This window comes from Seongchinamella unica (assembly GCF_004354085.1).
Lineage (GTDB): Bacteria > Pseudomonadota > Gammaproteobacteria > Pseudomonadales > Halieaceae > Halioglobus > Halioglobus unicus.
The window spans coordinates 201052-222976 of record NZ_SMSE01000002.1; the positions used below are offsets into that span (position 1 = coordinate 201052).

At 60.1% G+C, this 21925-nt stretch carries 20 protein-coding genes and 1 riboswitch; of the genes, 11 read left to right on the forward strand and 9 right to left on the reverse strand.

All coding sequences use genetic code 11. The features are described 5' to 3' along the window. Window positions 1-2: 2 nt before the first annotated feature. Together E2F43_RS07995 and E2F43_RS19025 are read right to left on the reverse strand one after the other, a co-directional pair. Window positions 3-857, reverse strand: coding sequence for a phytanoyl-CoA dioxygenase family protein (locus E2F43_RS07995; protein ID WP_133211477.1), 855 nt, complete (start codon window positions 855-857; stop codon window positions 3-5). 104 nt (window positions 858-961) lie between these two features. Next, complete coding sequence (locus E2F43_RS19025) at window positions 962-1099, reverse strand: hypothetical protein (protein ID WP_165954239.1); 138 nt, start codon at window positions 1097-1099, stop codon at window positions 962-964. 185 nt (window positions 1100-1284) lie between these two features. Here E2F43_RS19025 and E2F43_RS08000 point away from each other — a divergent pair, with 185 nt between their 5' ends. The 3 genes from E2F43_RS08000 to E2F43_RS08010 all read left to right on the forward strand — a co-directional run bounded on the left by E2F43_RS08000 (window position 1285) and on the right by E2F43_RS08010 (window position 5038). Then, a complete protein-coding gene (locus E2F43_RS08000) occupies window positions 1285-1779 on the forward strand; it encodes a DUF4124 domain-containing protein (protein ID WP_165954240.1) in 495 nt (164 codons plus the stop codon). An 85-nt stretch (window positions 1780-1864) separates the two neighbouring features. Next, window positions 1865-2674: a putative RNA methyltransferase gene (locus tag E2F43_RS08005; RefSeq protein ID WP_338054586.1), complete on the forward strand. Its 810-nt coding sequence runs from the start codon at window positions 1865-1867 to the stop codon at window positions 2672-2674. Between the two features lie 55 nt (window positions 2675-2729). Next, window positions 2730-2832, forward strand: a riboswitch (TPP riboswitch). A 64-nt stretch (window positions 2833-2896) separates the two neighbouring features. Further along, a complete protein-coding gene (locus E2F43_RS08010) occupies window positions 2897-5038 on the forward strand; it encodes a TonB-dependent receptor (RefSeq protein WP_165954241.1) in 2142 nt (713 codons plus the stop codon). Here the strand turns inward: E2F43_RS08010 and E2F43_RS08015 are convergent. Continuing rightward, complete coding sequence (locus tag E2F43_RS08015; RefSeq protein ID WP_133211485.1) at window positions 5008-5832, reverse strand: 2OG-Fe(II) oxygenase family protein; 825 nt, start codon at window positions 5830-5832, stop codon at window positions 5008-5010. The two genes, E2F43_RS08010 and E2F43_RS08015, sit on opposite strands and share 31 nt — an antisense overlap. A gap of 35 nt (window positions 5833-5867) precedes the next feature. Here E2F43_RS08015 and pnuC point away from each other — a divergent pair, with 35 nt between their 5' ends. Further along, window positions 5868-6446 (forward strand): nicotinamide riboside transporter PnuC, encoded by a 579-nt coding sequence (gene pnuC, locus E2F43_RS08020; RefSeq protein WP_133211487.1) that lies wholly within the window; start codon window positions 5868-5870, stop codon window positions 6444-6446. Here pnuC and E2F43_RS08025 read toward each other — a convergent pair. Beyond that, the gene (locus E2F43_RS08025) at window positions 6439-7746 is read right to left on the reverse strand and encodes an MFS transporter (protein WP_238946805.1); all 1308 of its coding nucleotides are present in this window, start codon (window positions 7744-7746) and stop codon (window positions 6439-6441) included. The two genes, pnuC and E2F43_RS08025, sit on opposite strands and share 8 nt — an antisense overlap. A 38-nt stretch (window positions 7747-7784) precedes the next feature. On the opposite strand from E2F43_RS08025, the gene E2F43_RS08030 reads away from it, so the two are divergent. From E2F43_RS08030 to E2F43_RS08040, 3 genes are all read left to right on the forward strand, one after another. Further along, a complete protein-coding gene (locus E2F43_RS08030; RefSeq protein WP_133211491.1) occupies window positions 7785-8591 on the forward strand; it encodes a glycerophosphodiester phosphodiesterase in 807 nt (268 codons plus the stop codon). Window positions 8592-8686: 95 nt separating this feature from the next. Next, a complete protein-coding gene (locus tag E2F43_RS08035) occupies window positions 8687-10000 on the forward strand; it encodes a DEAD/DEAH box helicase (RefSeq protein ID WP_133211493.1) in 1314 nt (437 codons plus the stop codon). A gap of 185 nt (window positions 10001-10185) precedes the next feature. Continuing rightward, the gene (locus E2F43_RS08040) at window positions 10186-10647 is read left to right on the forward strand and encodes an Hsp20 family protein (protein ID WP_133211495.1); all 462 of its coding nucleotides are present in this window, start codon (window positions 10186-10188) and stop codon (window positions 10645-10647) included. A gap of 140 nt (window positions 10648-10787) precedes the next feature. Here E2F43_RS08040 and E2F43_RS08045 read toward each other — a convergent pair whose 3' ends face one another. The 5 genes from E2F43_RS08045 to hexR all read right to left on the reverse strand — a co-directional run bounded on the left by E2F43_RS08045 (window position 10788) and on the right by hexR (window position 16335). Beyond that, window positions 10788-12596: a long-chain-acyl-CoA synthetase gene (locus tag E2F43_RS08045; RefSeq protein ID WP_133211497.1), complete on the reverse strand. Its 1809-nt coding sequence runs from the start codon at window positions 12594-12596 to the stop codon at window positions 10788-10790. Further along, entirely contained in the window at window positions 12593-13351 is a 759-nt protein-coding gene (locus tag E2F43_RS08050) for an endonuclease/exonuclease/phosphatase family protein (protein WP_133211499.1), read from the reverse strand. The genes E2F43_RS08045 and E2F43_RS08050 overlap by 4 nt, the downstream gene beginning before the upstream one ends. Before the next feature lie 4 nt (window positions 13352-13355). After that, complete coding sequence (locus E2F43_RS08055) at window positions 13356-13907, reverse strand: CDP-alcohol phosphatidyltransferase family protein (protein WP_133211501.1); 552 nt, start codon at window positions 13905-13907, stop codon at window positions 13356-13358. 4 nt (window positions 13908-13911) lie between these two features. Then, the gene (locus tag E2F43_RS08060; protein ID WP_133211503.1) at window positions 13912-15405 is read right to left on the reverse strand and encodes a PQQ-dependent sugar dehydrogenase; all 1494 of its coding nucleotides are present in this window, start codon (window positions 15403-15405) and stop codon (window positions 13912-13914) included. 93 nt (window positions 15406-15498) lie between these two features. After that, window positions 15499-16335 carry a transcriptional regulator HexR gene (gene hexR, locus E2F43_RS08065; RefSeq protein ID WP_133211505.1) on the reverse strand — a complete coding sequence of 279 codons (837 nt, stop codon included), beginning with the start codon at window positions 16333-16335 and terminating at the stop codon, window positions 15499-15501. 232 nt (window positions 16336-16567) lie between these two features. On the opposite strand from hexR, the gene eda reads away from it, so the two are divergent. From eda to ppc, 4 genes are read left to right on the forward strand one after another with little or no spacing between them, the layout of a single operon-like run. After that, entirely contained in the window at window positions 16568-17179 is a 612-nt protein-coding gene (gene eda / locus E2F43_RS08070) for a bifunctional 4-hydroxy-2-oxoglutarate aldolase/2-dehydro-3-deoxy-phosphogluconate aldolase (protein WP_133211507.1), read from the forward strand. 26 nt (window positions 17180-17205) lie between these two features. Then, window positions 17206-18228 (forward strand): type I glyceraldehyde-3-phosphate dehydrogenase, encoded by a 1023-nt coding sequence (locus E2F43_RS08075; protein WP_133211509.1) that lies wholly within the window; start codon window positions 17206-17208, stop codon window positions 18226-18228. Beyond that, the gene (gene gap / locus E2F43_RS08080; RefSeq protein WP_133211511.1) at window positions 18228-19226 is read left to right on the forward strand and encodes a type I glyceraldehyde-3-phosphate dehydrogenase; all 999 of its coding nucleotides are present in this window, start codon (window positions 18228-18230) and stop codon (window positions 19224-19226) included. Before E2F43_RS08075 ends, gap begins: the two co-directional genes overlap by 1 nt. Further along, window positions 19223-21862 (forward strand): phosphoenolpyruvate carboxylase, encoded by a 2640-nt coding sequence (gene ppc / locus E2F43_RS08085; protein WP_275259599.1) that lies wholly within the window; start codon window positions 19223-19225, stop codon window positions 21860-21862. Before gap ends, ppc begins: the two co-directional genes overlap by 4 nt. The last annotated feature ends 63 nt before the right edge of the window (window positions 21863-21925 follow it).

A 21925-nucleotide genomic window follows, 5' to 3' on the forward strand; every position in this document is an offset into this window, starting at 1 on the left:
GCCTAGAAACAGTTGGGATAGGAACGCCAGTAATACTGGCCTTCGGTGCTCTTCCAATTACGGTAAATGGATTCCCAGTTCAGTGAGGGAATACGCCAGCCGTGATGTGGCTCGAGGTTGGTGGAAAATACCGGCGCACCGTAGTCGCAAAAGCGGGTATCCACACTCAGCCTGACCTTGTTGCTGGCGGTATTGGGCTCCGCCCGGTGCACCGTAGCGGAGTTGAAAATGAGCATGTCGCCCTGTTCAAAATCGGAGACGTGCCAGTGGGTCTCATGTTCGTGGATTCGGCATTGCACGCCGCCGACCCCCTGGGCCTCGAACACCTCGCGAACACCGCCATGGTGAGAGCCCGGCAGCACGGTAACCCGTCCCATGCTGGCATCCACATCGTGCAGCGCGACCCAGACCCCCGCCATGGTCGGGCCGGCATGATGAGAATAGGCATCCTGGTGGGGCGGCGTTTCGTAGCCAAGCATTCTCGGTGTGGCGACCCGCGCCATCTTGATCGGGTATACCCAGGGTTCGCAGCCCAGGATTCTGGCCATGATTTGCAGCATCCAATCCTGGTGAAAAAACCGGTGAAAGGATTCCAGTTGCTGGATCCGGGGGTAGACCTTGTCCCAGATTTCGTCGGTCTCGTAGAACGGCTCACCGCACAATACCGGTTTGCCCTGGCTTTCGTCGAGAGCCACGTGGGGGAAAAGTGCCGCCAGCAGGTCATCCAGCAGGGTGTTGCAGTGCACCGGCGAAACCGCTCGCTTGAGCAGGAGGTATCCGTCTTCGGCGTAGCGCTGGCGCAACAGGTCATCACTCTCGTCGAGGTGAGAGCAGTGGAACTCGGAACTGGTATTCAAAATCTCTGTCTGTATCGGGGGCACAAATGCACCGGTGTCAGGTGCAGTCGATTATAACCCCATGGCCAGGGATCGCCGACAATAAATGTTATCAGGGGCTGGAGTCAGATCAGCAGGCCGCTCAGCGCAATCACCGAGACAGCCGCCAGGACGAGGGCGGCCAGTTCCAGGGTGGTGGCGCGGCGCTTCGGTTTGTCGCAGTTGGCGGCGAGCATAAAATAGTCTCGGTTGTTTCTGTTCATGGCACTCAGTTTAGGTGGCGCGTAACCGGAATCCAGCGATTGGGATGAAAATTGTGAAACAGTTCCGCCTAATCTTCGAAAGTGTGAAGTGGGTCAGGTTTTTTCGCCCCGGCAAGCCTTGGGTGAACCGGGGTTTATTTGAGTGGTCTATACTGTTAGCGGTAGAAACTGGGGTGGCGCCGGCAATGAAAAAACTGATTCCTGCACTGTTTCTGGGCGTGGCCATGGCCCACGCACAAACGGTGTACCGCACCGTAGATGATTCGGGCGTCGTCAGTTTTTCCGATACTCCTCCCACCGGTGACGAAGACGTCGAGGCGTTGGCCATAGAGGTGGTTCCCCCCCAGGACCCGGAAGCATACAGCCAGCGCCTTGAGGACATGCGCAAGACCACTGATCGCATGGCCGAGGACCGCAGGGCCCGGGAGAAGCACCGGGCGGAGTTACGTGAAATCGCCGCCCGTGAAGCCCCCCGGCAGTCGTATCAGCCGGACCTGGTCGACCACTACCGTAGCGTATGGAGCGGCACTGGCGGTTATTACTACCGGCCCGGCCGCCCGCCCTGGCGACCGGGACACGGCCCGCCGCCTGTCCACCGGCCACCCGGGCCTGTGAAACCCGCGCCGAGCCACCCGCTACAGGGTAATTCACAGTTGATGCGGCCCATCCTGCCCCGGTAGTGCTTTACTCGCGCAGTGGGTGTTCCGGACAGTGGGATGTGGTCTGTGCGATACTGGCTGTTGTTGCAAACTCGCCGAATCTGTCGTGAACTGGATCTGCCCCAACTGCCGCCAGCCTCTTGCTCCGCGTGATCGTTCTCTCGTGTGTCCCGCCAATCACTGTTTCGACCAGGCCAAAGAAGGCTATGTGAACCTGCTACCGGCTCATCGCAAACGGAGCAGGGACCCGGGCGATAATCGGGAAATGATTGACGCCAGGCGGCGAGTGCATCAGTCGAAACTCTACCAGCCATTAGCAGACCGGATTTCACGGGAGCTGGGCAAACAGGTACGTGACGAAGCCAGTTTGCTCGACCTTGGCTGTGGTGAGGGTTACTACAGCGGCGAGTTGTTACGCCAGCTGGCAGGCGTTCGCCTGCACGGCGTGGATATATCCCGGCCCGCCATCAGGCTTGCGGCCAGGGCCTGTCCGGATGGCGAGTTCGCCGTCGCCAGCAGCTTCGATGTGCCCCTGGCGGATGCCAGCGTGGATGTTGCTTTGAGCGTCTTTGCACCCACCGCCGAGGCGGAACTGAGGCGCCTGGTAGCCCCCCTTGGCTGCTTCCTCAGGGTCACTCCGGGGCCATTGCATCTCTGGGAACTGCGCCAGGCACTTTATGCCCGGCCGCGTCCACACCCGGCGCCCACCACCCGGCTCGCGGGCTTCGAGGATGCCGACCAGCAGTCGCTTCAGTTCGAGATGCAACTGCAGGGCCAGCAATTGCAGGATGTTATTACCATGACACCCTACGCTTACGGCGGACGGCGGGAGCACAAACAACAACTTGCCGGCTTGCAGTCCATGCGGCTGCAGGCAGACTTTGTGCTTAGCTTTCACCGGCGGCTGCCAGCCTGAATTTCGGCCCTGAGTGCCATCCGTTGCCGCGGCGCCGGAGATAGTCTAGACTTCGTTGCTTCCTAAGGGGCGGCCAGTGCGCCTGAGATGTTGCCAGCAACAGACCCTTTGAACCTGATCCGGATAACACCGGCGTAGGAATAGGTATCTGACCGGTGCCCAGACTCCGGCCTTTAGCTCTCCACCGCTATCCGGGTCTCTGATTTTCCAATGGAGACCACGATGAACTCATACTCCCGTCCCTCTATTTTTTTGGCTCTAGCGCTTGCGGCCAGCGTCACCCAGGCTGCCGACGAGCTGGAAGAAGTGATTGTTACCGCCGACTTCCGCGCCAGCGAACTGATGAATAGCGCTGCCAGCGTCAGTGTACTGGGCGAGTTGCAGATTCAGGAGCGCGGTGCCCGGCACCTGGAGGACATTCTCAGTGCCGCTCCCAACGTCAGCTGGTCAACCGGCGCCTCCCGCAGTCGCTTTGTCCAGATTCGCGGGGTCGGTGACCTGGAGCAGTATGCTGAACCCAAGTATTACCCCTCGGTCGGGGTTATGGTGGATGAACTGGAACTGGGCAGTGCGGCCAATGCCGGCATGTTGTTCGATATATCCCAGGTAGAGGTGCTGCGAGGACCCCAGGGTACCCGCTTCGGGGCCAGCGCCCACGCCGGCATGATCAAGATTAACAGCAACGCGCCGACCGATGAGTTCGAAGCCCTGCTGAGCGGTGGGGTGGGCAATTACGGCGCCTACAATTACGGGGCGGTTATCAGCGGACCGCTGGGGGACAGCGTTACCGGCAGAATAGCACTGCAACAAAACCAGGGTGACGGATATATCGAGAACGAGCACCTCGGAGAGGACGACACTGCCGGATACGATGAACTCACCGGGCGGGCGCGACTGCGCTGGCAGCCCGACGACGGCAGCCGCTATGAACTGGCCCTCTTCAGCTTCGATGCCGAAAATGGTTACGATGCCTACTCGCTGGATAATGAACGCAAGACCTGGTCGGACCAGCCCGGCGCGGATGAACAGGATACCCTGGCGGTCAGTGCCCGGGGAGAGTGGCAGCTTGGCGTGAGCACCACCCTGCAGGCCGTCGTCAGCGACCTGGACGCGGATTTGCTGTACAGCTATGACGCCGACTGGATTTCAGCGGAAGTCTGCCAGATCAATACCTGCTCCTTCGGGCATGATACGGCTCGCGAGATCTTCGACCGCCGGCGTGACCAGAGCACCCTCGATGTGCGACTACTGGGCGGTGCAGAGGCGATGGCGGCCGGTGAATGGCGCTACGCATTGGGATTTTACGGCAACCAGAGCCGCGAAAAGCTCAACTACGCCTACCCGAGCGCCTGGTATGGGCTCTACGAAAGCGCCAGCAGGTATGAGACTGATCGCTATGCGATTTATGGTGAGCTCGAATATGCTTTCAGCAATCGCCTGAGCCTGACCGGCGGGTTGCGGCTGGAGCGTTTCGAGGATGACTACCGCGACAGCAATGGCGTCGGCCACGATAATAGCGAGGATCTCTACAACGGCGAGTTGAGCCTGCAATACGACTTCAGCGACAACAGTTTCGGTTACGCGACACTGGCCCTGGCCAGTAAACCCGGCGGCGTGAACGTGGCTGCCAGCTCCCAGTACGGTTTCATGAGTCCGGCTTTCCAGGGCTTTATGCAGGGTAAACTGCGCTTTGATGACGAACGTCTGTTAAACCGCGAGATCGGCTTCAAGAGCCGGCAGCTCGATGGTCGCCTGGAACTGCGCGCGGCCCTGTTTTACGCGACCCGGGAAAATGCCCAGTTGGAAAACTGGATGTGGGATGACAGTGCGGGCCTGTGGATAGGCTACCTGGACAGTAACTCCGATACAGACAGCTATGGTCTGGAACTGGAGACGACCTTCGTCGCCAGCGAGGCCATCGAACTGGTTGCCAACATTGGCTGGCTGGACACCGAAGTGGATACCGTTACCACCTTCGACCTGGATCGCTGGGACTTTGTCAGCAAGAAGGACCGCGAACAGACCAAGTCTCCCGGCTACCAGTACAACGCCGGGATGCGTACGGCCTTGCCGGCCGGGTTCTCTGGCGTACTGGAGCTGGAGGGGAGGGACGAGAGTTATTTCGGCTACTATCACGATGGCCAGTTGGAAGCCTACAATCTGTTAAACGCCAGCCTGTCCTGGAGCAATGCGTCGCTGACCCTGAACCTGTGGGGCAGGAACCTGACCGACGAGGAATACGCCACTCATGGCCTTTATTTCGGTGCTGACCCGCGCGATGATTTCGGCGCCTGGAGTAACCAGACCTATTACCAGTTCGGTGCACCCCGAACCTACGGTCTCGATATATCCTGGCGGCTGTAGCCGGTGTCGTCCCACTGACTGAGGTGAAGTCGATACCAATCCTCGGTGCTGATGGTTGCACCCGCGATACTGTGGAGACTGGCGCCCGGTTGCGGTAGCGAGAACAGGGCGAAGGAAAACCGCTCGCTGTCGTTGGGCTGTTGCCTGACGCGGTGCCGCAGTGCCGGAACGGTGCCGTCGCTCAGCCACTCGAGAAGTTCACCGGCAAACACGGTCACCGTGTGGGTGACCGGGGCATCGCGCCAGCAACCCGTCGGGTCACGGTATTGAAAACCGTGGCCGAGGCCCTGGACGAATACAGTGAGCAGTGACACGTCCGGGTGTGCTGACAGCCGCAGTGGCGATGAACCGGGCTGTACCGGGTTTCCAGCGGGGTAGTAGTTTGCCGACATCATGTGGCCGAAGTGACGCTGGTGTTGGCTGGCGACGGGGGCAAGCCCGAGGGCCAGGAGGAGGGACTGCTCCAGCGCGTGTACCTGCCGGCACAGGGGCGCCCAGCAGGTACTGATGAACGCCTGGAACTCGGGCGGATATTTTTCTTGGGGTGAAAAGTCCGAGAATACAAACGAGTGCAGCCTGTCCTCCGGCCCCTGGTTACGGCTGTCCTCCTGGCCGGGGTACGAGTAGCCGTCAAAGGCCACGTCGTAGCGACTTTGCAGGTGATTGAGCCGGTAGGACAAAGGCCTGTGACAAAAGGCCCTGAGAGCCGCGGGTAAACCGGCCACGGACACTGCCGGGATATCGGTTACCAGCGGTCGGTGACAAAAATCAGGGTGTTTTGGAATCGCAGTCATTGCAGCTGTCAGTCGGACTTTATTGAGAACACTATATGGGAATCAATACCGGGATAGAAATTATCGCCACGCTGGCGGGACTGCTCTACATCATACTGTTGATTCGGGAGAATATAATCTGCTGGCCTTTCGGCATCGTGGGCTCCTTGCTCTCCATCTACCTGTTCATCGATGGCAAGCTCTACTCGGAGGCGTTTCTGTACTCTTACTATGTCATCATGGGTGCCTGGGGCTGGATGCGCTGGAGTCAGCGCAATGCCGCTCACGAGAACCCTGTGGTGCGCTATGGTTTACCGGCGCATTTCACAATTATCCTGGTTTCTGCCGCCGGGGCATTGGCACTGGGCAGTTTTTTCAGCGCTTACACTGATGCCCATCACCCCTACATTGACGCCTTTACCACCACCTTCAGCTTTGCCGCGACTTACATGGAGGTGAAAAAGGTGCTCGAAACCTGGGTGTACTGGATCGCCCTGAACCTGGTCTCCATCTGGTTGTACATGGACCGTTCACTGGATATTTATGCTGCGCTGATTTGCGTTTATGCGGTGATGTCGGTCTGGGGGCTGGTGCAGTGGACGCGCGTCTATCGGGGACAACAAGTGGTCAGCTGATGTTTTTCGCCGCGGCTTGGCCGCGTTGTTCATTAACGGTAAATAACAGCAGCAGGCCCGCAACAAAGAATGTGAGGGTGGAAATCAGCGACAGCTGGTGGTCTCCACCACCGATACGGTTGATAAGCCCATAGCTGATGGGGCCGATAATAGCGGCTGAGCGATTGGCCAGGCCCCACAAGCCAAAGATCTCGCCATTGTGAGACGGGGGTGTTAACTGGCCGATCAGCGCGCGGCCACCGGCCTGTGTTGCTCCCATGGCCAGCCCGATCAGGTTACCCGCCAGCCAGACATCCGTCTGCGATTCTGCCTGCAGAGCCACTGCGATGGCCGCAATCCACACCAGCAGAGCGCCCGCCAGGCTGTTGACCGAGCCAAAGTGATCTTGCATGAAACCGAATAAAAAGGCGCCCACCGCGGCGGTCAGGTTAACCACCATAATCAGTACGATCAGCTGTTGACTGTTGAACTGCATCACTTCCTGGGCGTAGATGGCCGCGATGACTACCACCGTGGCCACCCCGGCCTGGAATAAGATGATGCACAGCAGGAAGCGAAACAGGTCGGGCAGGTTCCTGGCGTGCCCCAGGGTATGTTTAACCTGGGCCAGGCCCGCGCCAAGCCAGGTTATCCCCGCGGCCGGTGGGCGGGGTACGGCCCGCTCCCTGAGCCAGAGGAAGGTGGGCGTGGCGGTAATCGCGAAAATGACCGCAGTCAGCACCAGGCACACCGGTACATAGTGATCCGCCGCCAGGCCCTGGCCGGTAGCGTAATTGATGTAGGCGAGACAGCAGCCGAGGGTGAGCAGGCCGCCAAAGTAACCAAGGCTCCAGCCGTAGCCGGATATCCGGCCCATGTTGTCGCTGCTGGCGATTTCAGGCAGGAAAGCGGCGATCAGGTTTTCTCCACTGGCGAAGGCTACCGAGGATATTGTCACCAGCACCACCGCCAGCGCCACCTGCCCCGGCGCTGCACCCGCCAGCATTGCCGTTGACGCGATACAGAGTATCGACGACAACAGCAGGAAATGCTTTTTACTGGCGCGGAAGTCGGCGATCGCGCCGATTATCGGCCCGCTGACCAGTACAATCAGGTTGGCCGCACTAATGGCCAGGGTCCACAGCAGGGTAGCCGCACCCGGCTGCCCGCTGTCGAGCTCTGTCGCCACGACCCCGACAAAATAGGCGCTGTAGATGGTGGTGAGGACGACGGTGGTGTAGCCTGAGTTGGCAAAGTCGTAGAATGCCCAGGCGATGATTTCGCGCCGGCTGGCGGGGGTCTTTTCAGGTGAAGAGGACACGGCTGCCGGGCTATTTGGGCAACAGGGGGTAGAACAGGTTGAAAGCATTGCTGCAGAAGCTGGCCATGGACCTGGTGGATATGTTCATGGCGCTCATTCCTCGAGCTGTACCTTCGGCCGCGGCGCTGCGCAATTGCAAAATCGTCTCCCATCGCGGCGAACACGATAACCGCCGTGTCATGGAAAATACCCTGCTTGCCTTTGATATTGCAAGGGCTGCCGGCGTCTGGGGAATCGAATGCGACATTCGCTGGACTCGCGACCTGGTGCCGGTTATTTGCCACGATGCGTCTGCCGAGCGGGTGTTCGGTCAACCGGTGCTGATCGAGTCCCTGGCATTCAGCGATCTCAGGCAGCAACTGCCGGCGATCCCTTCTCTGGAGGAGGTGGTCGCCCGTTATAGTGGCAATACCCACCTGATGCTGGAACTCAAGAGCCTGTCCGCAGAGCACCTGTTGCAGCAACGCGAGACCCTGGCGCGGATCCTGGGTAGGGTCACCGCCGGCGAGGACTACCACATACTGGCGCTTGATCCCGGCCTGTTTACCCTGGTCGATTTTATTGATCCGGGTTGCCTGTTACCGGTGGCGGAAACCAATGTCCGTCGCTTGAGCGATATCAGCCTGCAACGGGGCTACGGCGGGCTGGCTGGTCATTATTTGCTGCTGGGGGAGGGGGTTCGGCGCCGGCATCTGGCCGCGGGGCAGGATATCGGAACCGGGTTCCCGCGCTCAAGGAATTGCCTCTGCCGCGAGCTCAATCGCGGGGTGCGGTGGATCTTCAGCAATGACGCTGTGTATCTGCAGGGCGCGGTCAATTCCCTGCTGGCCCGGCAGGGGGATTAAGGGGCGGTATCAATTTAAGCGCCGATGCAGTAAGATGCGCGCCCTTCGCCGGCGCCATACCCTGCACGGCAGTATTTCCAGACAAGAGATCACTCATGACATTCGAGCAACTCGGCCTGTCACCCGCACTGCTGCAAGCAGTTCAGGAAAAAGGCTATACCACGCCGTCGCCCATTCAGGTCCAGGCCATTCCCGCAGTACTCACCGGCAAGGACGTGATGGCCGCAGCCCAAACCGGCACCGGCAAAACCGCAGGCTTCACCCTGCCCATATTACAGCGCCTGCAGGAAAGTGCGCCGCTCAAGCCGCACCGTGTGCGTGCCCTGATTCTCACTCCAACCCGTGAGCTCGCGGCGCAAGTCGGAGAGAGCGTTAACGTCTATGGTGCTCACTTGCCGTTGAAGTCTGCGGTGGTATTCGGCGGCGTGAAAATCAATCCGCAGATCGCCAAACTGCGTCGCGGTATCGACATACTGGTCGCCACCCCCGGTCGCCTTCTGGACCTGCACGGCCAGGGAGAGGTAAGTTTCAAGGAGCTGGAAATCCTGGTGCTGGATGAGGCTGACCGAATGCTGGATATGGGCTTTATCCACGACATTCGCCGGATACTGAAACTGCTGCCGGAAAAACGGCAGAATCTCCTGTTTTCCGCGACCTTTGCCCCTGAAATTCGCGAACTGACCGGCAAGTTGCTGCACCAGCCGGTGGAAGTGGAAGTCGCCTCCCGCAACGCCACTGCCGACACGGTGGAGCAGTGGGTTTACCCGGTGGACAAAAAACGCAAGAGCGCCCTGCTGCGGGAACTGGTGGAAGAAAACAACTGGACCCAGGTACTGGTGTTCACCCGCACCAAACACGGTGCCAATCGCCTTGCCCAGCAGCTGGACAAGGCGGGTCTCGAAGCGGCCGCGATTCATGGCAACAAGAGCCAGGGTGCACGTACCCGGGCCCTGGAGGGGTTCAAGAAGGGCAAACTGCGGGTGCTGGTGGCGACCGATATTGCCGCCCGTGGCCTGGACATTGCCGAGCTTCCGCAGGTGGTGAACTTCGACTTGCCCAATGTGGCAGAAGATTATGTCCATCGTATCGGTCGCACCGGCAGGGCAGGGGCGACCGGCAAGGCCTACTCACTGGTCAGCGCTGATGAGATCAAGCAGCTCAATGGTATTGAACAGCTGATTCAGCGCCACCTCACTCGCGACTACATTGGCGGCTTCGAGCCGGAGCATGAGGTACCTGCCAGCGCGCCGCTGCGCAAGCCGCCGCAGCCGGGACAGCGGCCAAAACATGCCGGCGGTGGCAAGGGTGATGGCAAGCACACCGCCCGTGGCCGCGGGAGTGAGGGGCACAACCGTCCCCGCCGCCGGCGTTCCCGGTCCGGCTCCGGCAACCAGCGGGCCCAGGGCTGAACTGGCGGGGTTTTTGCGCTCATAACCAATGGGCATAATCTTTCCAGCTTGCCGGGAAAAAATTCTATATCTCTGGGCCTTGAAGAGGCCCCCTGCTGACCTCATGTTGTTCCTGTCGGGGAGGTCAACCTGACCCCCGGCAAAGATTGAATTTGTTTTATATTGCTTCTACTGGAGGATATATCATGAGCTCAATTGACCTCAGCCCCTTCTATCGAAACAGCATCGGTTATGATCGCGTCGGCGCGTTGATAGACAGCGCCCTGCGCAGTGCCGACAGTACTTCCGGGTATCCGCCCTACAATATCGAAGTTCTCGACCAAGACCGCTATGCCATTACCCTGGCAGTGGCCGGGTTCAGACATGAAGACCTGAAAATCACCGTCGAGAATAACGTTCTGACGGTAGCTGGCAGCAGGGACAGGGACGTCGGTGATCGGCGCTATCTCCACCAGGGGATTGCCAACCGGGCCTTCGAACGGCGCTTCAACCTGGCCGAACATGTCGAGGTGACTGATGCCGATCTCAGCGACGGTATGCTCAATATCAGCCTCAAGCGCGAGGTTCCTGACGCCATGAAACCCCGGACGATTCCCATCGGGGGTGGCGACAGCAATGTACTGGAGCATAGCGACCAGGCCGCCTGAACCGGTTGAGGGACTGCAACAGAGCAGGCTCCGCAGTCCCTCCTTACCCGGCGATCAGGGTTGCTCCCCCGGGTCCAAACACGTCCTGCCTGTCGGCGGTCAGCGGCCGGGGAGAGCAGCAGGCTTGTGTCCGCATGGACTCAATAGCCCGCCTCACCAGCCAGCACTTTCGTCGCGAAATCCCGGGTGAGTGGTTCGTAGCGTTCTGATCCTGGTTTAAGAACATACAGCGGATCGCTGACCTTATCGGGGTCATAGCGCTGTTCACGCAGGTCCCCCTTGAGCATCTTGAAGGTACCTGTAGTGTCTATTTCCGGTAACACGCGCAGAAACAGCGGCCGGGCATAGGCGGGTAGCTGCTCGCACACCAGCGCCGAAAAACTGTCCAGGTCCAGTTCATCCTCGCCATCCTCCAGCAGTAGGGCTGCCATGCCGGCGCGACCGTTGGTGTTGGGAAGTTCGACGCCGTACACGTTGCTGAATGCGATCTGCGGGTGGGTGTTAATGGTCTCGCCCACCTCGTTGGTCGACACGTTTTCACTCATCCAGCGGAAGGTATCGCCCACCCGGTCGACGAACTGGTAGTGAGGCAGGCCCAGGGCAAATCCCACGTCGACACTTTTCAGCAGGTCGCCGGTGTTAAACCATGCGTCACCCGGCTCGTACACATCGCGCATGATTTTCTTTTCGGTAGCCTCAGCGCTGGTATAGCCTTCGAATTCAGTCATTTTGGTGATTTTACCCAGTAGCAGTCCGGCTTCACCGGGGTCCGCCTTGATGCAAAAGCCCTGGTCGTTGCGGATAACCTCGTCTGCGTCTACATCGTACTTCACCAGGGTGTGGGGGAGACTGCCGGTGCCCACGGTACAGTCTTTGTTGAGCAGGTTGATGAAGCCCATGTTGCCCTCGCTGGAGCCATAGAACTCGGCGACACGCTGGATACCGAAACGCTGTTTGAATTCCATCCAGATGTCGGGGCGCAGGCCGTTGCCCATAATCGTGGTCAAAGGACTCTGGTAGTCGTCAGGCGCCTCCGGGGTGCTCATCAGGAAACGGCATATTTCTCCGATATAGAGAAAACATGTGGTGCCGTGTTCACGCACTTCCGGAAGGAAACTGGTGGCAGAAAATTTGCGCCGCAGGAACATACTGGCACCGGTGATGAAGGCGGACCCGGCGCCCAGAAAGAGGGCCGTACCGTGGTACAGGGGCAGGCACAGGTAAATCCGGTCATTGATGTCACAGCGCAATCCGGCGTGTGCAGCCACCGTGGATGTCTGCAAAAAGCGCCGGTTGCTCATAACCGCGGCCTTGGGCAGGCCAGTAGTCCCCGAAGTGAAGATATACAGCGCTTTGTCCTGCAAGCTGCAGTCGGCGGTGTCCGGCGGATTCAGCGGTGTTTCATATTCACTTTCTTCGGCGAGATCTGTTGCCCAGTTGGGGCAGGGCGTTTGCGCGCTGTCGGGTGCGAAAATCCAGGCTTTTACCGTGGCCGTTCCGGGATTAAGCCGGATCTCGTCGATGGCCGCCAGGCGTTCTTCACCGAACAGGCACCAGCGGGCGTCGGTGACCTCGAGGCAATGAGCCAGTGCCTTGCCCTGGAGGTTGGTATTGATCAACGCCGCGATAGCCCCCAGTTTGTTGAGTGCAATCAGGCAGGCGAGGAAGTCCACCCGGTTTTCCATGAACAGTGCACAGCAGTCGCCGCGTTTCACTCCTGTGCCCTTCAGGGCTCTGGCGTAACGGTTTGCCAGGCCATTGAGCTGGCGCCAGGTTAACTCCTGGCCCTCTGACACCACAGCACTGCGATCCCCGTTCCTCTGGGCGAGGGTTTCGACGCGGGCTGCAAAGCAATCGGGGGTGGATGGTGGCCTCGGTTTGAGGTGTCTTGCCGCCGCCAGAAGCGCCGGCACCTGGGCGAGGGTGCTCCTCATATCTCGTAGTGTCATGTCAGGTCAAAGACTCCAAACAGTGCTGCATGGTCAGAGAGATCCCGCCAGTGCCCGGTCGCAAGGCGCCGGCAGGAGCGGGGGCTGAGCCCCCGAAAATACACCCGATCTACGGGTAGCATTGGCGCCCAGACGGGAAATGTCCTGGCGTGGCGTCCCTGCAGGGTGACAAACAGCTCCTCGAGACCGAGGTCGTCGTGCAGGTGGTTTTCGGCCCGGCGGCGCCAGTCGTTGAAGTCGCCGGCGATTATCATTGGCTCGCTTCGGGGTACGTGCTGGTCGATGCGTTCGGTCAGCGTATGGAGCTGTTCTCGCCGTTCCTGTTCCAGTAAGCCAAGGTGCACGCAAAGTGTGTGCAGGCGGGTGTTTTTGCCGGGCAGTTCCATCACGCCGTGGAGAATACTGCGGCTGGAGCGGGGAAATATGGAGACGTCGATGTTTTCCCAGCTGATGAATGGGTATTTGCTGAGTATGGCATTGCCGTGATCGCCCTTGCGATAGATGGCGTTGCGGCCGTAGGCAAAATGGGGCCAGGCCTGGTCCGCCAGATACTCAAAATGGGGCTGGTCGGGATAGGAAAATTTGCGTTTTTTGGCCTCGCTCTTGATCGCGTGGCCGTGGATTTCCTGCAGGAAAACAATGTCTGCGCCGGTCTCGGCTATCCGCTCGCGCATGGAGTCGAGCATAAAGCGGCGATTGCCGCTGCAGTAGCCCTTGTGGATGTTATAGGTCAGGATGTTGATACGGTCGCTCATGGCTTCACTGCCTGCCCCGGTTTTGCCATGCCCTGCGGGACCAGGTGTTGATATAGTCGATGCCGCTGGCCAGGGCACTGATCACCACGACCGCCGCGGCACCGGCAATCAGCAGGGGTGGCACTGCCACCAGCTGGGCGGCCAGCAGCAGCACGCAGAACGCGATCTGGATCGCCATGTTCAGCTTGCTCAGCGGGGTGGCGCCAAACTCGAACGGTCCGATCAGCGCGCGATAACACAGCGCCCCGAGCACGATGACGATATCCCTGCCGACCACCACTGCCGCCAGCCACCAGTCAATCAATCCCGCGCTGGCCAGGCAGCAGAAGGTAACGAGAATAAGCAGTTTGTCGGCGATAGGATCGAGGGCAGCGCCAAAGCGGGAAAAATAGCCCAGTTTGCGCGCACTGAACCCGTCCAGCGCATCGGTAGCGCCGGCGAGGAATCCCACCGCCAGGGCCCAGCCATACTCCTGGCGCAGAATCAGCAGGCCCAATGGCATGGCCAGCAGGAGTCGGCTGATCGTCAGCGCGTTGGGCAGGTATCTGAGTATCACCTGGTCAGTGTACCTTACCCCAGTTCCCCGCTTTCAACAGGAAAACGCTGAGTGCCCGCAACTGCTGTTCATCCAGTGGCAGCAGGGGCATGGGTGGGGGTGGGGCTCGCAGCGTGTCCATCACTGCAGTGTAGTCCATGCGTGTGGCCAGGCCTTCAAGGGATACCGGGTTTTCGCCCTGTTCGTGACAACTGGCACAATGGTACTGCCGATACAGCGCTTCACCCACCGCGCTCATTTCAGGCAGGTCGTTGTCGCTGAGCCAGGCCGGCGGAGATGTCCCCGTTCTCGATGATGACCTGGGGACGATCGCCGGGGCGCTTGACAGCGGGCTGTCGGTAGATACCCGGTATATGGCTCCCGCGTAGTCATCCGAAATGTAGATGGCGCCATCCGGTCCCTGCACCACGTCGACCGGTCGGCCAATGATCTTCCCGTCCCGGTTGAAGCCGCTGAGGAAATCGCGCTCTTCGATGCCCGCCTCCCCGAAGTGAAGGGAAACGACCTTGTAGCCGTCCGGTGTACTCCTGTTCCAGGAGCCGTGCAGTGCCACCAGCGCGATTCGCTCGTAGTTGCCGGGCCAGCTGCTGCTGTCGACAAAGCTGATCCCCAGTGGCGCATTGTGCGCTGCGAAGCCGTGGACCGGTGCGGTAGCCTGGCGACTGTCGGCCTGCGGGTCGGCGCCCATGTCCGGATCCGGTACGTTGTTGTCATTAAAGTAGGGCCAGCCATAAAACCGGCCCTGCTCAATCCGGTTCAGTTCGCAAACCGGGAAGTCATCTCCGAGCATGTCCCGACCATTGTCGGTGGCGTAGAGCGCGTTGTTCCAGGGCGCCCAGTCAAAGCCCACGCTGTTGCGCAGCCCGGTGGCGAAAATCTCGCCATTGCTGCCGTCCGCCTTGAATCGCATGATGGTCGCCCGGCGTTCATCGTCCTCCACGCAGATATTACAGGTAGATCCCTGGGCCAGGTATAACAGGTCGTCGGGCCCGAAGCGCAGGGTTTTACTCCAGTGGTTGCCATTGCCTGTGAGTCCGGTGATGACTGGCTGGTAGTCACCCCGCGGGCCCTTGTCATCGAAGCGGATGCGCCCTACCTGCTTCCGCTCGCCGACATAGAGCCAGCCATCATGAAAATCCAGCCCGTGGGGACGATCAAGGCCCTGTAAAATGGCAACCCTGCCGTCGTGCCTGCCATCGCCATTGGCGTCCTTGCGCAGCAGGATGACTTCTCCGGCATGGCTCCTGCTGACGACCAGGTCGCCGTTGGGTGCGAAGCGCATGAATCGGGCCCTGGGTACATCGTCGGCATACAGCTGCAGACTGAACCCTGGCGGCAGGGTGAAGGTGGCGCTGGTGCGCTCATCGGCTGGCGGGCCGCCAATACCCAGTGCGGTATTGGCAATCATGGCCAGGCTGGAAGTGCTGATGGTGCCGCTGCCCAGCGCGATACCGAATGCCGCAAGCGTCAGCACCGCCAGGGCGGCAACAAGGGCCATTAAAGCTTTCACCGAATACCTCAGGCTGTCTATTTGAGGCAAACCTTAAGCCAAAGTGTTTCGGAGATACAGCCCCGGATCCTGCTTCCCGGATCAGCGCCGGGTTTTGCCCAGGTTACGCTTGATTTCCCGCAGGTGTTCGCTGAATTCCTCTGGCTGCCGCAGTGCCAGGCAGGTCGCGATGATGTCGACGATAACCAGCTGGGCGATGCGGGATGTCATCGGGGTGTAGAGATCGGTGTCCTCGCCGGTCTCCACGCCCAGCACCAGCGAGCAACTCCGGGCCAGGGGAGAGTCTGGTGAGGTGATGCCCACCACAGGACAATGCCGTTCGCGGGCCAGTTCAGCCAGCTCGATAATGTCCTTGGTGCGCCCGGTGTAGGAAATGCAGATTAACAGGTCGTCGGGGGAGAGACCGACCGCCAGCATTCGCTGGTTGATGATGTCCGTGTGGGCCATAACCGGTATGGGGAAGCGCAGCAGCTTGTGTTGGGCATCCAGCGCCACCGAGGCGGAGGCTCCGAGCCCGCAAAAGGTCACTGAGCGGGCATTTCCCATCGCCTCTACCACATCCTGCAGGGCACCCAGGTCAAGATGGTCCTGGGTATTGCAGAGACTGGCATGGGTACTTTCGAATATCTTTGCCACCACTTTACCGGCGGAGTCGTCCGGATCGATGTTGTGTGTGATGCGCGGCTGTTTGCGGGCCAGTTCCGCCGCCAGCGCCAGTTTGAAATCCGGAAATCCCTTGTATCCCAGGCCGGTGCAAAATCGATTCACCGTGGGTTCGCTGACCCCGGTCTTGGCCGCGAGTGAGGCCGTGGTGGTGGAGAGGATGGCTTCCGGGTCTGCTACTACACAGGCGGCGATCTTTTGCGCCGATTTGCTGCGCTTGCTTCGTGGGTCTGCGAGGTCGGAGAGTATTGTCATGAGATATCAACCCGGTGGAGCATAAAAATGTAATAAAAATACTATAGTGCCGGACGCTATTCTGTCCACAGCGAAAGCGCTAAAATAGAGCAATAGTGGTGCTTATAATGCATCACTGGCTAATTTCACCGCCATGTAAGCACGACCGGCAGTTATTTTCCCGTGGGCTTGCAGTCAGGCGAATTTGGGTCTAGAGTTTGCAAAATGTAATAAAATTTCATTAAGGCGCGCCATGCGAGACCATAATCTAGCCGAATTCAGAGTGCTCCCGGTGGTAACCGCCAGGGACGCAGCCTCTACCGTCGCCCTGTCACGGGCGCTGCTGGCCGGCGGGATGAGGGCGATAGAGATCACTTTGCGTACCGACGCCGCTCTGGACGCTATCGCCGCAGTGCGACAGGAGGTGCCGGAAATGCTGGTGGCCGCCGGCACCGTCACCAACCCGACGGAACTGGAGCAGGTTGTCGCGGCCGGGGTCTCGCTTGCCCTCAGCCCCGGAGGTACCGACCAGCTGCTGGCTGCCGCTGCCGAGGCGCCGCTGCAGTTTATACCCGGGGTGGCCACTGCATCTGACGTCATGCGGGCGATGGACTATGGTATGTCGGTGTGCAAGCTGTTTCCCGCCACGGTGGTGGGTGGTGAGGCCATGCTCAAGGCGCTGGGGGGTCCTTTCCCGAACATGAAATTCTGTCCCACTGGCGGCCTTGGGCCGAACAATTTTCGCGACTTTCTGGCGCTTCCCAATGTGGTCTGTTGCGGTGGATCATGGATGGTGGCCGCCGACCTGGTCGACAATGGCCGCTGGAATGAAATCGAACGACTGGCCCGCGAGGCCATGAGCTAACAAGAGCCGTATTGAGGAGAACAAAGATGACTCAGCGAGGCCCCATCAAGGTGGGTATTATGGGATTCGGCCAGACCGGTAGGCAGATATTTGAGCTTGCCTCTCACAGCGACGATGTTGAAGTGGTGGCCATTGCCGATATCGGCAAACCGGAAATTCTCCACTACCTGCTCTGTTCCGAGGTTGAGCAGCCGGGGCGTCATCGCCTGGAGGGTAATTTCCTGGTCAACGAAAGCTGTCGTGCCCGGCTAATGGAAATCGATCGACCTGCGGAGATGCCCTGGGACATTTTTGGCGTCGACGTCGTTATCGATTCCACCGGTAAATACCGTGACCGTGAGCGTATGGAGGATCATCTGGCGAACGGTGCGCCGCGGGTGCTGCTGCGCACACTGCCCACCGATCATATAGACCGGATTATCATTCCCGGAATCAATGAGTATAGCGCCAGTGCAGACGATCGGATGATCTCTGCCGGTTCGGCCACCACCAGCGCCCTGGCTTTGCTGCTGCACAGCCTGGCGGGCAGCTTCAAGATTGAGTGTGGCAGCATGACGACTATTCACGCGTTTACCTCGGACCAGGCGCTGCAGGACTATGCCGGGTCAGATTTTCGTCGCAGCCGTTCCGCCGCCAAGAACATCATTCCCAACAGCCATGAGGCCAGCCTCTGGTTAGGCAACATCCTGCCTGAGTTCGACGGCAAGATCCTCACTTACGCGCTCAACGTGCCGGTGCAGGAAGGCTGTCTGCTGGACGTCAACCTGGTCATGGCTGACAGCTCGGTCGACGCGGAGTCGGTGAACGAGGCCATGCGTGCCGCAGCGGCCGGCAGCCCCGGAATCATCGGTGTGGTCGAGGACCCGATTGTCTCGTCCGACGTGATTGGCAGCCCGCTGTCGCTACTGTTTGATACCAAGGGCACGATCAAGGCCGGCAGCAACACCATTAAAACCCTCAGCTGGTATGAAAACCTGGGTCACGCGGCACGCCTGCTGGACGTGGTGAGGCTCTACAGCAAGCTGGATCAGCAACAGGAGGCCGCGTAATGAGAGTCGGTATCAATGGTTTTGGTCGCATAGGCCGCTCGGTCTTTCGGATTCTCGAAAACGTGGAAGGTGTGGATGTCGTAGCCATCAATGACCTGTTCGATAACGACGCCCTGCGCTACCTGCTTAGCTACGATACGGTGATGGGCCCCTTCGGCAAGAACCTGAAACTCGAGGATGATCACTTCGTGACGGACAAGGGTCGGGTAAAGCTGACCAACGAGCGCAACCCGGCTGATATTCCCTGGGGAGACCTGGGCGTCGATGTGGTCGTGGAAGCTACGGGTGTGTTCCGCGCCAGAGAGCAACTGATGCAGCACCTGCAGGCCGGGGCAGGGCGCGTGGTGCTGACCGTGCCGTCCAAGGACCCGGTGGATTACACCGTGGTGCTGGGTGTCAACGATGATGGGCTGAATAAAGAGCACCGCATTATTTCCAATGCCAGTTGCACCACCAACTGCCTTGCGCCCATGGCGAAAGTGCTCAATGATGCCTTTGGTATCGAGGAAGGGGTCATCAACACGGTGCACGCCTATACCAACGACCAGCGGCTTGCCGATGTGCCGCACTCGGACTGGCGCCGCAGTCGCGCTGCCGCCGAGAACATCATTCCAACCTCTACCGGTGCTGCCAAGGCGGTGGGGGAAGTGCTGCCCCAGCTGCAGGGCAAGTTGCACGGAATCGCGGCGCGGGTGCCTGTGCCCGACGGCTCTGTGGTTGACCTGTTCGTCAAACTGGGCAAGCGGGTAACCGTCGACGATGTCAATGCGGTGGTGCGCGAAGCCTCCGAATCCGAGCGGCTCATGGGTATTCTGCAGTACAGTGATGTGCCCGTGGTTTCCTCCGATATCATCGGCAATTCCCACTCCTCAATCTACGACGCGGGTTTTAGCGGGGTCACTGCGGATCGCTATCTGCGGGTGCTGAACTGGTACGACAACGAATGGGGCTATTCCTCCAGGGTTTGCGATCTGCTGGGGAGAATCGACGCCTGGTGACCACTTCTGGACCACAACCTGATTACAGCTCGCTGCGCAGCAATGTCAGCGAGCTCGGGCGCATCCTGGGCGACACCATGGCCAGCGCCGAGGGTGATGACTTCCTCGAATTGATCGAACGGATTCGCGGTTTGTCCAAGGGCGCCCGTGAAGGTTCCGGGCAGGACCAGGCACAGCTGCTTGAGCAGCTGCGTGCGCTGGATAACGACCAGCTGGTGCCGGTGGCGAGGGCGTTCGCCCAGTTCCTGAACCTCGCTAACATTGCCGAGCAGCATCACCTGGTTTCCCGGGAAATGGACCCATTATTGTCCGCCTCCCGGAATCTCAGTAACAGCCTGGGGGAATTGCGGAAAGAGGGCGTAGCGATTGCCGACATCGAGCAGGCAATCTCCGCCCTCAAAATCGAACTGGTGCTTACCGCCCATCCCACCGAAATCACCCGGCGCACCCTGATTCACAAACACAGTGAGATCGGGGAGTGCCTCGCCCGCCTGGAACTGGGCGGCCTGACATCGCGGGAGCAATCCCAGTTGCAGTTGCGGCTGCGGGAACTGGTGGCGCAAATCTGGTACGGCGATGATTTTCGCCGAGAGCGTCCCACCCCGGTGGACGAGGCCAAGTGGGGGTTCGCGGTGGTAGAGGAGTCCCTGTGGCGCGCTGTTCCGGAATTTCTGCGACGCCTGGACGAAGCCCTGGAGCAGCACTGCGGCCTGGCTTTGCCCCTGGAGGCGGCTCCGGTCAGCTTTGTTTCCTGGATGGGCGGTGACCGTGACGGCAATCCCAATGTCACTGCCGAGGTGACTCGAGAAGTGATGCTGCTTTCACGCTGGCAGGCGGCAGAACTGTACCTGGGAGATGTCACCCAGTTGCTGGAAGAGCTCTCCATGACTCGCTGCAGCGATGATTTGCGCCAGCTAGCGGGCGATGCCCACGAACCTTACCGGGCCATCCTGCGCCAGCTGCGCAGTTTATTGCGCGACACTCTCGCCAGTATCGAGGCGCAATTGCGCGGCGAGCCCGCCCTGGAACTGGAAACCCTGCAGTGCCAGGAGCAACTGTGGCAGCCTCTGCTGGCCTGCTACCACTCGCTGATGGACTGCGGCATGGATATTATCGCCCGCCGTACCCTGCTGGATGTGTTGCGCCGGGTGCGCTGTTTTGGCGTTCACCTGGTGCGCCACGACATTCGCCAGGACAGTGCCCGCCATACGGAGGCGCTGTCCGAGATTACCCGTTGCCTGGGCCTGGGCGATTACGCCGACTGGGACGAGGATACGCGACGCGCCTTTCTGCTGCGCGAGCTGGGCAATACCCGGCCGCTGGTGCCGCGACACTGGCAGCCCTCCGCCGATGTCCGGGAAGTGCTGGACACTTGTGCGGTGGCCGCAGAACAATCTCCGGAGGCCCTGGGAGCTTACGTCATATCCATGGCGAGACAGGCCTCCGACGTCCTGGCCGTGCATTTGCTGCTGCAGGAAGCCGGGGTGCAGAAACCGATACCCGTGGCCCCGCTGTTCGAGACCCTGGACGATTTGTCCAGGGCCCGCGAGGTGATTGGGGATCTGCTCGAGAACCACTGGTACCGGGGCCAGACCGGCGGCAGACTGATGGTGATGATTGGCTATTCCGACTCCGCCAAGGATGCCGGGGTGATGGCCGCCTCCTGGGCCCAGTACCGGGCTCAGGAAGAGTTGCTGGAGGTCTGTAAGCATCACGAGGTAGAACTGACCCTGTTTCACGGTCGCGGCGGCACCATTGGCCGTGGCGGCGCGCCTGCACACCAAGCGCTGTTATCGCAACCGCCCGGGTCGCTGAAAAATGGCCTGCGGGTAACAGAACAGGGAGAGATGATCCGCACCAAGTTGGGCTGGACCTCGCTGGCGGTCAAAACCCTGGCGCTCTATACGGTGGCGATCTGCCAGGCCAACCTGCGCACCCCACCTGCGCCGCGCAAGGAATGGCGGGAAGTCATGGAAGAGCTGTCCGTCGAGTCCTGTAAAGCCTATCGGGCGGTGGTCCGCGAGGAACCGGATTTTGTGCCCTATTTTCGCCATGCGACGCCGGAACAGGAGTTGGCCAAGTTGCCCCTGGGTTCCCGTCCAGCACGGCGCAAGGCCGGTGGCGGCATAGAGAGCCTGCGGGCGATACCGTGGATTTTTGCCTGGTCGCAGAATCGCCTCATGCTGCCGGCGTGGCTGGGGGCGGGAGCGGCCCTTGCCAGTGCCTGCAGCAATGGCAGGGCAGCGCTTATCGGCGAAATGGCGGCCAGCTGGCCGTTCTTTGCCACCCGCTTATCCATGCTGGAGATGGTGTATGCGAAGGCGGACGTGGAGCTGTCAGCCTATTACGATCAAACGCTGGTGCCCGAGGAGTTGAGTTTTATTGGTGAGAGGCTGCGTCAGCAGCTGCAGGCGGACATGGCCACGGTGCTGGAAATTGACGGTAGCGACCAGTTGCTGGCAAACCAGCCCTGGACGGCGGAATCCATCCGACTCCGGAATATTTACACCGACCCCCTGAACTTTCTGCAGGCGGAATTGCTCAAACGCAACAGGCAGCAGGAAGAGCCGCGGCTGGAGCGCGCCATCATGGTAACCATTGCTGGTATCGCCGCGGGAATGCGTAACACCGGCTGACACCCTTGACCGGGTCGCGGTAGCTGCCGACAATAGCGTGCCCCATGCCGGGGCCTATTCTCC